This window comes from Acinetobacter sp. CAU_H_56, assembly GCF_058599425.1.
In genome coordinates, this window is the sequence record NZ_CM178654.1 from 475505 (window position 1) to 487970 (window position 12466).

The following is a 12466-nucleotide window of genomic DNA, read 5'->3' on the forward strand; positions in this document are numbered from 1 at the left end:
CAATGAAAATGACGACGCTTAGTTTTTGGAGAGGTATAGCTTAAATGACAGCAAGAACGATTATCTGCTGAAAATCAAATCAATCTACTTAAAAAAAATCCTCTCAAAAGAGAGGATTAAATTTATTTACTGCGGAACAGTTCTGATAATGGAAAATTGAGTTTTTCTTCCAGAAACTGATCAGTTTCATTCAATTTAGGTGAGAATTTTTGCATCCAAAGATCATCAGTATGCACATCAGTCAGATGCTGTTTGCGCGGCAATGGATAAGGAAGCTGTAGATAAAAATTCCAGAAGCTGACCTGATCCAGATCGCGTACCAGCACATATTCATTGTCATCTGTACGTTTAATCAGATTCTGTTTTTCAAACATGCTGACATAGCTTGGCCAGCGCCCAATTTCATCCCGTCCCAAAACTTCCAGTGCCTGTGCTTCACTGACACTTTCACCAGTTTTCTGCTTTTTATAAAACAGTTCTAATAGATCCAGTAACATGACGATCGGATGACGCTTATTGTCCTGTCCAGATTCGAATGCAGTCAGGGCATAGCTGATTTCCACGCCCAACAATACAATAATCCAGGACAGGTAAATCCAGAGCAGGAAAATAGGGACAGCTGCGAAAGCGCCGTAAACAATTTCATAACTGGTAAAGTTTGACATCAAAAAGCCGAACAGGTTTTTCAGCAGCTCAAATACGATGGCACTAAACAGGCCGGCAATAAAAGCAGATTTGAGCGGTACACTCCGATTGGGAATAGTCCAGTTCAGAATAAAAAAGCCAAGCACGGTCAGAGAAAAAGATATTACCCAGAGAATAAAGGCGCCATCCAGTTCATAACCGGCAAAGTTATTACTGAGAATATTCATGGAGGCTAAAGTAGAAGAAATCACAAAGGCGCTGCCCAGCAGAATTGGACCGAGTGAAATAATAGTCCAGTAACGCATAAAACCGATAATGCCACCGCGGGTTTCAGTCACACGCCAGATCCGGTTAAAGACCGTTTCGATGCTACTGAGCATCAGTACTGTGGTGATGAATAAGAAAAGAATACCGATAATAGTTAAATTGCTGGACTTCTCCGTGAAGGCATTGAGCGCTTTATCGAAAGCAATCGTTGTTTTAGGTAAAAAGTTACTATAAATCAGCTGTTGGAGCTGTTGTCGTGCCGGTTCCAATGCCCTGATTGAAGAGATAATGACCAGAAACACGGTCAGCATTGGAACTACAGCAAACAGGGTGGTATAGGTCAGTGAACCGGCCTGCTCACGACATCGGTCAGCCTCAAAACGCCGTAGTACAAATAAAATAAATTGAAACCAGTGTTTTTCATAAAAAGGTAACTTCTTTAAATATTCAACGATCATGCGCTTTCAATCTCAATTTTTTTATTCATCATGAATTTTCATTCTTCAGCTTACCCAAAAAAGTTGCGAAATACCGTATAGTTTTATTTTTTTTAAGTAATGAATAAGAACTTTATGCAACCTTATGTCCTTGTTTTATATTACAGCAAATATGGCTCAACCAAAGAAATGGCACATCTGATTGCGAATGGTGTTGAAGCAGCAGGGATGGCTGTAAAAATTCGCACTGTTCCAAATATTGCGACGGTGGTGAAAGAAGCAGAGCCGAGTATTCCGGCAGAAGGCGATATCTACTGTACTTTAGATGATCTTGCCCAGTGTGCTGCTTTGGCATTAGGTTCACCCACCCGCTTTGGGAATATGGCTTCAGAAATGAAATACTTCTGGGATCAGACCACCAGTTTATGGCTGAATGGCGCTTTGCATGGTAAGCCAGCCTGTGTTTTTACCGCGTCAGGCTCAATGCATGGCGGACAGGAAAGTACTTTACTGACGATGCTACCGCCATTGTTTCATCACGGTATGATGATCATGGGATTAAGCAATGCAACGCCAGCGCTGTCCAATACTAAAAGTGGTGGTACACCTTATGGTGCTAGTCATGTGAGTGGCCCGCGTCATGACCAAGGATTAAGCCAGGATGAGAAAATTTTATGTGAAGTACAGGGCAAACGTCTGGCCGAAGTTGCTTTAAAACTCCATCAGGCTTAAGGCTTTAATTAAAAAGGAAATGGAGAATCAGCTTCATTTCCTTGATTTTATTAATCTTCTTTTTGATCTTTTTGATCTTTTTGATCTTTTTGATCTTTTTGATCTTTTTGACTGAATCTATATTTGCAATTCAGACACTGATAATCCAGAAACAGATTGCGATCTACCGAAACACCTGCTTTTTTACCTAAGAAGTTTCCGACCACGCCTCCAGTAATGCCTACGCTGATTGCGCCTACGAAGGTTCCCACCGTGCCGCCTACAATTACCCCTAAAGGACCTGCGACCGTTCCAATGGCAGCGCCAATTGAAGCGCCAGAAGCTGCGCCACCCACTGTACCGGCCGTGGCACCGGCTGAGGTCATTAAAATACCACCAATTTTTTTCAAATTCTTTTCGTGATCGCGTAGCTCAATTTCCGTTGAACCACATTTAGGACATTGCATAGGATTTTCCATCAGCGATTAGTATTTATTCATTTTAAGCAAATGTGTGACATGGGATCTTACTTAGACCAGCAGCTATCCAACACATCCGGCTCAACAGTATGTAGGTTCTGAATATTGAAGTCAGGAACATTTCATACCAATTTGATTCTAGTGGAATTTTATTCAGAGAAGTTTAGCTGAGTTGTAAATACATGCATTTTCCACTTTTTATAATTTTTTGCTGGATGGGCCGAGTAATATGCGGGGCTAAAGTATCAATGCACTTTTTTTATGGGTTTTAGTCGAGCATTTCTTTGTTTGGATAGTTTTGAGCCGGGGCTAAATGTAAGAAGAAGTCCGTGGTCATGCGAGCTGATAAAGACAATTGGTATATTGATACGAAAAAATATCTATAGAACAGAATTTCTTTATAAATGCGTTTGAGGGTAATTGATTAATTATATTTTATTTAACCCGAATCGCGGATAAAAAATTGACTTGAAAAATAAGAGGACTAGAGCCATCAGTTGAGTTACCACACAAAACTTAAAACTCTAGTCCCGATGTTTAATAGTACCGAATTATTTTGCGTAATTGATGATTTCTTTCTTAAATTTGAAGCAACCTACTGGAATTTCCTTAAACAAAGTCGTCGTTTCTCCAGAGTCCGAACCGCTCACTTGAGTATCTCAGAAATCACTTTTATCGCGATCTGGTATAAATGTTCTCATTTCACTAATTTCAAAGCATTTTTCACATGGTTGAAACAGGATAAAAATCATTTATTTAAAAGCTTACCCTGTTACCAACGGATGATTCATCTGATTAATAGACATCAATTAGCTCTACACGCTTTACATGTGGCGCTAATGAAAGGCCAACGTACACAATATTTATGGATTGATTCAACAACTCTGCCAGTTTGTAAAAATCAACGTATTCAACGCCATAAATCATTAGTCCAAATTGCATCACGTGGTAGAAGCTCAATGGGCTGGTTTTATGGCTGTAAATTACATATTGTGATGAATCAATTTGGTGAAATTGCTTGTTCTACTTTATCCAATGGACATTTGGCTGATATCAAAATGATCCTAGACAGTATCGTGGACAATCGATCCCTCTAAACTTTTAATATATTTCTGTTCAAAGGCTTCTGGACTTAACCAACCGTTTGCAGAATGCCTTCTGACCCGATTGTAATAAATCTCAATATAGTCAAACAAGACCGCATTCGCCTCTTTTCGAGTGACAAACACACTGCCATGCACCACTTGGCCTTTCAATGTATGAAAGAAGCTTTCAGTCACGGCATTATCCCAACAGTTTCCTCGTCTAGACATACTTTGAATACAATCATTTGTCAGCAAGAGTGCTCTAAAATCACGACTACAGTACTGACTGCCTTGGTCCGAATGAACCATAACACCTGTTGGATAGCCCTGACGAGCCATTGAATAATGAAACGCATCACACACCAATTGGCGGTCTATTCGATGGCTGGTTTGCCATCCCACGATACGACGACTAAATAGATCCAGCATCACACATAAATACAGCCAACCTTGCTTGGTACGGATATAGGTAATATCCGTTGTCCAAACCTTGTTAGGCTGCATGACTGTAAATTGGCGATCTAACAAGTTTGGTGCTGTAGGCAAACGATGCTTTGAATCAGTCGTATACTTGTATTTACGTGCAATCTTGCTCCGTAGACCAAGTTTTTTTAGCATTCTTCCAACGGTTCGTTCGCTCATGGTGTACCCTAAATCATGCATGATGCTGCCAATATACGGCTTTTAAATCATTATATTTCTGCGCTGGATTGGCCTGGCGTTTTCGCCAGGCATAATAGCCTGAAGTGCTGACACCCAGGCATTTACAGGCAGAAGATACAGTGACTTCATTCACATCCAGATCTTGAATTACCGTGTACTTCTCTTGGCATGATCTGTCAGAAAGTACACATGCGCTTTTTTTAAGATGTCATTGGCTTCCCTGAGCTGTTTGACTTCTTTCTCTAATTCTAAAATCCGCTGTTGTTCTGGTGAAAGTTGGCGTTTGCTTGAACCCGCCGGATTGATTTCACGAATCCATTTATCCAATGTTGAATAACCAACACCTAATTTCTGGGCGATTGCAGCTAAAGATTCGTGCGAGTTTGAAAGTGCATAATCAATTGCTTGCTGTTTAAATTCAGGACTTGAGCAGCATTGCTGCGCAAGATAGCCATTTCTTGAATCTCCAAAGATTAAAGTTACGTTATCTTTAGAGGGACGTGCTGTCCATTATTTTGGCTAGGATCAGCCTAACTATTGGCAGATAGTTAGGCCTCTTATTTTATAATAATATCAGTTTAAATTGTTGTTATTTGTCGGATAATAAATTCTTAAGGCTTGAGCTGTATTGAAATTTCATAAGAAAAAGTCGAAGTACAACTATTTATATGCAGTCGAAAATAGATAGTTTTATAGCTATGTTTTAGTTATTCCTAACTAACCGAAATTAAAAAAATCCAATAAAAAAGAGTGCCGAAGCACCCTTTAAGATATTCATTTGTAAATTTAATCTCGAACAAATTCGACAGTACCATTCGCTAAAGATTTCACACGCGCTAGTGATTCAACGCGGTAACCTTTTTCAAGTAACAGGTCACGGCCTGGTTGGAATGATTTTTCAATCACAATCCCGATTCCTACCACTTCAGCATTCGCCTGATGAATCAAGTCAGCAAGACCAAGTGCTGCCTGACCATTTGCCAGGAAGTCATCGATCACTAAAACTTTATCAGTTGAGCTGATGTGTTTATTTGAAATGGCAATCGTGCTTTCAGTCTGTTTGGTAAATGAAAATACTTTAGAACGGTATAAATCATCTTTTAACGTGAGAGACTGGTATTTACGTGCAAAGATTACTGGAACACCAAGCTCCAAGCCTGCCATGACTGCAGGTGCAATACCCGATGCTTCAATAGTAATAATTTTGGTAATACCAGCATCTTTAAACAGACGCGCAAATTCCTGACCAATTTGCTGCATCATGATTGGATCAATTTGGTGATTTAAGAAAGAATCAACTTTCAAAACTTCTTCAGATAGAACGATACCTTCGGCTAAGATTTTCTGTTCTAGTGCGTGCACGGGAGAATCCTCAAGAGCAGGTGCTTTTTAAAGCAAAAGCGTATTGTAAAAAGCACCCAAAAAAAATCAAGCGAAATTCACCAAAAAACCTTAGTTCGTTTTACCGTTATAGCCGGTCAGCAGTAAACCGTAAGAGGTTTTCTTATCGACATGCGATACTTTAACTGGTAAGTAGTCCAGTTTCGGTGCTAACCAGAAAGTAGTTTCACGGCCTGGTTTGTTGTGTTTAATCACTACTTTAATGGTACTAAATGAACCATATTTGGTGCTCACCGTTTCTGTACCTTGTTTGACGAATTTACGGCCTTCTACCTCTTTGGCATCAGCAATGTAGTAATTCGATTTTAAACCACCATTTTTCAGGTCTTCACGAATCTGCAATTCAGCATTTAGCTCATCCAGTACATCTGCTCTCCAGGCAAAAGAACGTTTTTCATCATCCTTCTTGGTACTGATTGTTTTGCTAGACGGATTAAAGTTGATACTCATGGTATTGCTATGCACCAGAATCTTACTGGTACGGCTGAAACTGCTTGAACCAATCTTGCCATTATTAAAAGTGAAACGGCTGGTTTCAGTTGCCGAAGCTACACCACCTGCTTTAGCTGCAAAAACATAGGTCCAGTTATTACCAGATTTGCTCAAGGTACGGGTAGCAGAACCCATATTTTTTCCATTATAGCTAAACTGATAATTGGCCTGGAAGGGCGCCATGGCGAAGGTCTGGGTGGATAAACCAGTAAGTACCATTGCGGTAGTCAAGCCTGCAGTCACACCTAAAGTTTTGAATACAGTTTTCGCCATAAAAAATTGTCCTGTGTAATTTCAGATAAAATTGATCACTTTCCACTTTTTATTATTTGGTCAAAATATGGAAAATGAAGGGAGATTTTCAATAAAAATGTATATTTCATGTATTTACTGGTGTGTTTGTTTAGATGTTGAATTACACACAGTTTAAGTCGGTTCTTTCTGTTTGATCGGTGTGACTTTATTGTCATCCATGTCGTCTTCGTCCCATTTCTCTTCTTTTTCCTGAGAAAGCTTTCTGAACAGGGCCGCAAGATTCACATTACCGATTACCACCAGTTCAGCTTCACGAAGTACTGCATGGTTCACATGAACCTTACCTAGCGTCTCAATCACCGAGCGGTTTTTACCTAACCAGCGATTCAGATCCAGATGCAATAAATCATCTTTTACTTTAATGACGCCGAGTTTTTCCAGAATCATGCCAAGAGGGTCCTTATTCAGCACGCGCTGATAGAAAAACAGGGCAAAGCTAACACCCAGTTTATAAAAGACATTTGGATATTTAGCTTCAATCAACTGGGTATCACTGATCTGTTCAAATACGATGAGCTGCGTATTCTTATTCAGCTCCATTTGCACCAGTTTTAAATCAACCGATAAGGTCACATTCAGACCTTTATAGTCCAGCGTGGCATAAAGTCGTAACCAGTCATCATGCAGATCGGCATGCAGATCTTTCAGCATGGAAACATTGTCAGTAACAAAACGTTGAAATGTCGCATTCAGGAAAACTTGAGACAAAGGGAATTCGCGTTCATCCTCAATAAATCCTTCCGCCTTTTGATACGCCTGGCGAATTTTATTAGAAATATTGGAAATTAGCGTTTGCATCTTTAAGCATCCTGGCAATTATATGTTTTAATTCGAAGTGTATCTTGTCGAATTGTATAAAAAATACAAGAGTTTCAGCTTGCAGTTTAGCAAAATAAATAGCACCATTTTTAGGATTTTAGTTATGTAACGTTGAAGATTTGATGGGTTTGGCATTTTTAAAAGAAAAATGCAAAGCCGTTTATTTTTTAATTTTTAAAAATGCTGTTTGGGGGATGAACTCAAGTCTGGGTTCGTAGCGATGAGATCAACCATGATATTAATGCCTCTGGTCAAAGCCTGGTGGAAAGATCCAATTTTTAATAGCGCCGTATTTGCAGCTGTTATTTTGCACGTGATTTTTCTCACGCTGGAATTTGGTATACCACAAGATCAGGAGAGCATGACCAAAGAAATTGCAGTCAGTATTCGTCAAACTGATGAAAAAATTGAGCATGCAGATTTTCTGGCTCAAACTGACCAGCAAGGTTCAGGAAAATTTCGTGAAGCACATCGTATGTCGAGCGATATGCCTGCACCGTTGATGGAGCAAAAGACCGGAGAAGAGCAGCAAGAAAGTCCGGACATGTTGCAGCAACAGCGTGAATTAAGCTTTGAAGAAAAAGTACTGATGACGACTTTAAGCTGGCAAAAACAGGCGGAAGAAAATCAGCGCAAAAAAATGCAGGAACAGTTACAAAGTCAGTTTCAGGCCAAAGCCGCTATGGTAGCCAGTCTGGAAGCCCAATATCTGCAACGACAACAAAACTTCAGTCGTCAGCAAAAAATTAAAACCGTAGATGGCATCCAGTCCAAACAGGATGTTTCTGCGGCTTATCTGGAAAAATTCCGTCAAAAAGTAGAGTTCTATGGTAACCGCTATTATCCAGACGCGGCTAAACAGCAGAATCTGGCAGGAGAGGTGCGCTTGATGGTGATCCTGAACCAGAACGGCGGAATCCGTGCAATTCGCTTAATTGACAGTTCAGGGCATAGCTTGCTAGATGAAGCTGCAAAATCTTCAGTACGCAAGGCAGCACCGTTCGGAGCATTTGATGCCAAGATGTCGGATATTTCCGAGTTACGAATTATTCGAACCTGGCGATTTGATCCGGCTGAAGCAGAATTTGAGGTGCGTTAATCTGGACGCTTCGCCTGTATATAACTACCTTGCTGAGTTCCATCGTCCCAGACCACATTTAAATGATTTTCATCTATGGCTAGATATTTGGGAAATATCATCAAGTCCTGGTACTTTGGATCTGCTTTTAAGCCAATACACTCTTTATTTTGCCACCATGTTCCTTCGGCAAATTGATCCAGAGCACCATAGGCCAGATACCATTTAAAGGTACCATCTGCTTGCAGAAGCAACTCCGAACCTAATTCCATAACTCCGTTTAAATAATAATGACCTGCCCATGAGCTTTGGTTCTGTTGAAATTTGAGTTTTGGGCACATGGGAATTGAATGGGCATAAAGTGGCGAACACAGCCAAGGAGAGAAAATAAGTAATGCAGTCGAGAACAATCTTTTCATTACGTTCTCCTAAAATTTTTGAAGCACAGTTCTTCGTTAAAGTTCATTATGTGCTTATGTATTTCTGGAAGAAATCATGAATGCGTAAGCAGATATTTTTTTAAAACTCTGTATCTAAGAACAGATCAAGAAAAAGATAAATAAGGATCGATGAGTATTTAATTTAAATGTACATCATAGCGCCGTAAAACTTCACAGACTTCCACGCTGAAATATGTATACCAGCTATTTTTCCCTAGCTCTTGAGCAGCCTGATGTTCAGCATCTGCGCCAGGCGCGAATATCATGAAGACTGTTCCAGTAAGAAAGCGCAATTTCCTGAGTATCTTCGGTTAAAGCTTCAAAATACTGGCACTGAAATTGTGAAAGGGCTCTTTCTCTCATTCGCTGGGCTGTTTCAAAATAACACTGATCTAATTCTTTAATTTGCGCTTTGAAAATCACGACATATTGCATAGTAGTTTTTATTTTATTTCTTTAATTGAGTTTATTATGGAGTGAATAAAATGAAAAAAGCGAGCCTTGGCCCACTTTTTAATCATTGATTTTTAATCTCTTTCCAGATAAGGATTGGCAATACCCAGTTTGTCCAGAATCTCGATCTCAATACCTTCCATTTCTTCAGCATCTTCCTCTGAAGTTTCATGGTCATAACCCATCAGATGCAAAGTACCATGTACCAGCATATGGGTGAAATGGAGCAGTGCAGCTTTGTCCTGTTCAGCAGCTTCACGCAATACGACTGGAATACAAATCACCAGATCACCGATCGGGAAAGCATCCAGAACCTGTGCCATTTCATCTGGAAGTTCACTTGGAAAAGACAAGACATTGGTGGGTTTGTCCTTGCCGCGATATTCCAGATTGAGTTTATGACTTTCGTCATTATCGACACAGGCAATGCCAATTTCACAATCACTTTGAGTACCGATATGGCGCAAAGTGGTTTCTACAACTTTTTTAATATAGGCACGTTTCAGCACCAGTTCTGGTGACTGAAAGTCCTGTTGCAGGGAGAGACTAAGTTTCAACGTGAATCCTTAAAAATTAAATAACAATGCAGCTTTAATGCTGTGCATCAGCCGCAGCATCATTCTCAGCGATCAAGGCTTCCTGACGGGCTTTACGCTCGGCACGAGCCTCAGCGCTTAAACGCTGCTGTTCACTGTCCCAGCCTTCATAGGCTTCAACAATTTTCTGAACCAGCTGGTGACGCACGACGTCACGAGAATGGAAACGGGTAATATGAATTTCAGGAATTTTATCAATCACACGTAAGGCATGAGCCAGACCAGACTGCTGACCACGTGGTAAGTCCACCTGAGTCACGTCACCGGTAATCACTGCACGTGAACCAAAACCTAAACGGGTCAGGAACATCTTCATCTGTTCAGGTGTGGTGTTCTGGGCTTCATCCAGAATCACAAAAGAATGATTCAGAGTACGACCACGCATATAGGCGAGGGGTGCAACTTCAATAATCTGACGTTCGATCAGCTTGGCCACTTTCTCGAAACCAAGCATCTCATACAGGGCATCATAAAGGGGACGCAAATACGGATCGATCTTCTGGGTTAAATCCCCCGGCAGGAAGCCAAGTTTCTCACCTGCTTCAACTGCGGGACGAACCAGTAGGATACGCTGGATTTCATTACGCTCCAGCATATCTACAGCGGCTGCAACGGCGAGATAGGTTTTACCGGTACCTGCAGGGCCAATACCAAAGGAAATATCACTTTGCAGAATACGCTGTACATAACGTTTCTGGTTAGCACCGCGCGGGTTGATCCGACCTTTGCGCGTCTGCAGCCAGACATTGTCCAGACCGGTATGTTCCTGTTCTTCCAGGTTCTCCTGGAGTTCACGATCGGTCTGGCTACCTTGAATCATCATATGCAAGGTATCTGCACTGATCTGCTGGCTGTGTTCAGATTCTTCATGAAGACGTTGCAAGAGCATTTCGGCTCTCTCAACGGCATCGATTCCACCATCGATAAAGAAACTTTCACCTCGGTGGGAAATTTTGACGTCTAAACGTTGTTCAATTTGTTTCAAATGACCGTTATAGGCACCTAAGACGGCTTGTAAACGGTCCATCGAAATTCCAGGAAAAGCTACTGTACGTCGAATCGTTGCAGTCAAGAGTGTTCCTTTTAGAAGTGTACGTTATATGCTCTACATTACGCCACGTCAGGCTCAAGATTCAAGAGCTCACCGTAAACTAAATTTAAAGTTTTAATTTCGGTAATCTCGATCTCTGCAAAGCGTCCTACCCACGCTGCATCGCCAATAAAGGTGACATAACGGGTATTGTCTGCTGTACCGACCAGAACGTTCGGATCTTTATCAGAAACTTTCTCAACCAGTACACGTTGAACTGTACCGAGCATGGCATCTGTTTTACGGATACTCGACTGTTTAATCCAGTCCTGTACTTTGGCCAGACGTTCTTTTTTCACCTGTTCAGGGGTGGTATCTTCCAGCTCTGCGGCAGGGGTGCCCGGACGTTTTGAATAAACAAAACTATAAGAGTGGTCGAAATCTAGATCCTGAATAAACTGATAGGTTTCTTCAAAGTTTTCATCGGTTTCGCCCGGGAAGCCGATAATAAAGTCTGAAGATAAATGCATGTCTGGGCGAACTTTACGTAACTTCTCGATTTTCTCGATATACACATCAATGGTGTGGTTACGCTTCATCGCCTGCAATACATCATTGGAACCGCTTTGTACCGGCAGATGCAGATGTGACACCATCTGTGGCAGGTCACGGTAGCACTGGATCAGATCATCGTTGAATTCTAGTGGATGCGAAGTGGTATAGCGAATACGACCAATACCTGGAATTTCTGCAACCAAACGTAACAGATCGGCAAAAGTACAGATTTTTCCGTCGAAGGTCTCACCGCGATAACCATTCACGTTCTGACCGAGCAGCGAAATCTCACGCACGCCTTTTTCAGCCAGACCGGCAATTTCAGCCAAAACGTCATCTAATGGGCGCGATACTTCTTCGCCACGTGTATATGGAACTACACAGAAAGAACAGTATTTTGAACAGCCTTCCATGATCGAAACAAAGGCCTTATAACCTTCAACACGCGGTTCAGGCAGGAAGTCAAATTTCTCGATATCCGGGAATGAAATATCAACCAGTTTAATTTTTTCTTTTTTCGGTTTTTCGACCTGCTCGAAATGCTGGTCCAGCATTTGCGGTAAACGGTGCAGGGTTTGCGGCCCAAAAATCATGTCCACATAATTGGCACGTTTCTGGATATTGTCACCCTCCTGAGAAGCCACACATCCACCGACACCAATAATCAGGTCAGGATTTTTTTCTTTCAGCTTGCGCCAGCGGCCCAATTCTGAGAATACTTTTTCTTGTGCCTTTTCACGGATCGAACAGGTATTCATCAGCAGAATATCGGCTTCTTTAGGATCAGTGGTCAGCACATAGCCGTGGGAATCGCCCAGCAGATCTGCCATACGGTGACTGTCATACTCATTCATCTGACACCCTTGCGTTTCGATATACAGTTTTTTAACTGAACCATCGATGGCTGGGGTGTGCGCTGGCTGGGTAACAGTGTTTTCTGAGGCAGCTGGGGCACCATTCGGAATGAAGGTTTGAACCGTCATGTAGGCTCCTACAAGGT

11 protein-coding genes and 3 pseudogenes are annotated in these 12466 nt (G+C 41.4%); 3 read left to right on the forward strand and 11 right to left on the reverse strand.

Translation table 11 applies throughout. The annotated features are described in order from the left end of the window. Positions 1 to 122 precede the first annotated feature (122 nt). Positions 123 to 1370: a YihY family inner membrane protein gene (locus tag AC4MCC_RS02330; RefSeq protein ID WP_180104114.1), complete on the reverse strand. Its 1248-nt coding sequence runs from the start codon at positions 1368 to 1370 to the stop codon at positions 123 to 125. A 114-nt stretch (positions 1371 to 1484) separates the two neighbouring features. On the opposite strand from AC4MCC_RS02330, the gene wrbA reads away from it, so the two are divergent. Next, positions 1485 to 2081 carry an NAD(P)H:quinone oxidoreductase gene (gene wrbA, locus AC4MCC_RS02335; RefSeq protein ID WP_419364190.1) on the forward strand — a complete coding sequence of 199 codons (597 nt, stop codon included), beginning with the start codon at positions 1485 to 1487 and terminating at the stop codon, positions 2079 to 2081. A gap of 50 nt (positions 2082 to 2131) precedes the next feature. Here wrbA and AC4MCC_RS02340 read toward each other — a convergent pair whose 3' ends face one another. Further along, positions 2132 to 2539: a hypothetical protein gene (locus tag AC4MCC_RS02340; protein ID WP_491885645.1), complete on the reverse strand. Its 408-nt coding sequence runs from the start codon at positions 2537 to 2539 to the stop codon at positions 2132 to 2134. A gap of 533 nt (positions 2540 to 3072) precedes the next feature. On the opposite strand from AC4MCC_RS02340, the pseudogene AC4MCC_RS02345 reads away from it, so the two are divergent. Then, positions 3073 to 3603, forward strand: a pseudogene (locus AC4MCC_RS02345) (IS982 family transposase); the annotation flags it as partial. On the opposite strand, the pseudogene AC4MCC_RS02350 reads toward AC4MCC_RS02345, so the two are convergent. The 4 genes and pseudogenes from AC4MCC_RS02350 to AC4MCC_RS02365 form a co-directional block, all read right to left on the reverse strand. Beyond that, positions 3604 to 4761, reverse strand: a pseudogene (locus AC4MCC_RS02350) (IS3 family transposase). Positions 4762 to 5073: 312 nt separating this feature from the next. Next, on the reverse strand, positions 5074 to 5649 hold the full coding sequence (locus tag AC4MCC_RS02355) for a xanthine phosphoribosyltransferase (RefSeq protein ID WP_005233791.1): 576 nt from the start codon (positions 5647 to 5649) through the stop codon (positions 5074 to 5076). A gap of 90 nt (positions 5650 to 5739) precedes the next feature. Continuing rightward, complete coding sequence (locus AC4MCC_RS02360; RefSeq protein WP_373686180.1) at positions 5740 to 6399, reverse strand: DUF3108 domain-containing protein; 660 nt, start codon at positions 6397 to 6399, stop codon at positions 5740 to 5742. A 207-nt stretch (positions 6400 to 6606) separates the two neighbouring features. Beyond that, the gene (locus tag AC4MCC_RS02365; RefSeq protein WP_491885646.1) at positions 6607 to 7293 is read right to left on the reverse strand and encodes a hypothetical protein; all 687 of its coding nucleotides are present in this window, start codon (positions 7291 to 7293) and stop codon (positions 6607 to 6609) included. A 262-nt stretch (positions 7294 to 7555) separates the two neighbouring features. Here AC4MCC_RS02365 and AC4MCC_RS02370 point away from each other — a divergent pair, with 262 nt between their 5' ends. Further along, a complete protein-coding gene (locus AC4MCC_RS02370) occupies positions 7556 to 8413 on the forward strand; it encodes an energy transducer TonB (protein WP_419364231.1) in 858 nt (285 codons plus the stop codon). Here AC4MCC_RS02370 and AC4MCC_RS02375 read toward each other — a convergent pair. From AC4MCC_RS02375 to miaB, 5 genes and pseudogenes are all read right to left on the reverse strand, one after another. Beyond that, positions 8410 to 8811, reverse strand: coding sequence for a hypothetical protein (locus tag AC4MCC_RS02375; RefSeq protein ID WP_491876523.1), 402 nt, complete (start codon positions 8809 to 8811; stop codon positions 8410 to 8412). The two genes, AC4MCC_RS02370 and AC4MCC_RS02375, sit on opposite strands and share 4 nt — an antisense overlap. Positions 8812 to 8969: 158 nt before the next feature. After that, positions 8970 to 9267: pseudogene (locus AC4MCC_RS02380) on the reverse strand (antibiotic biosynthesis monooxygenase family protein). Between the two features lie 92 nt (positions 9268 to 9359). Beyond that, on the reverse strand, positions 9360 to 9842 hold the full coding sequence (gene ybeY / locus AC4MCC_RS02385) for an rRNA maturation RNase YbeY (protein WP_419374470.1): 483 nt from the start codon (positions 9840 to 9842) through the stop codon (positions 9360 to 9362). 34 nt (positions 9843 to 9876) lie between these two features. Further along, on the reverse strand, positions 9877 to 10953 hold the full coding sequence (locus AC4MCC_RS02390; protein ID WP_004786823.1) for a PhoH family protein: 1077 nt from the start codon (positions 10951 to 10953) through the stop codon (positions 9877 to 9879). Positions 10954 to 10991: 38 nt separating this feature from the next. Then, entirely contained in the window at positions 10992 to 12449 is a 1458-nt protein-coding gene (miaB, locus tag AC4MCC_RS02395; RefSeq protein ID WP_419364202.1) for a tRNA (N6-isopentenyl adenosine(37)-C2)-methylthiotransferase MiaB, read from the reverse strand. Positions 12450 to 12466 lie beyond the last annotated feature (17 nt).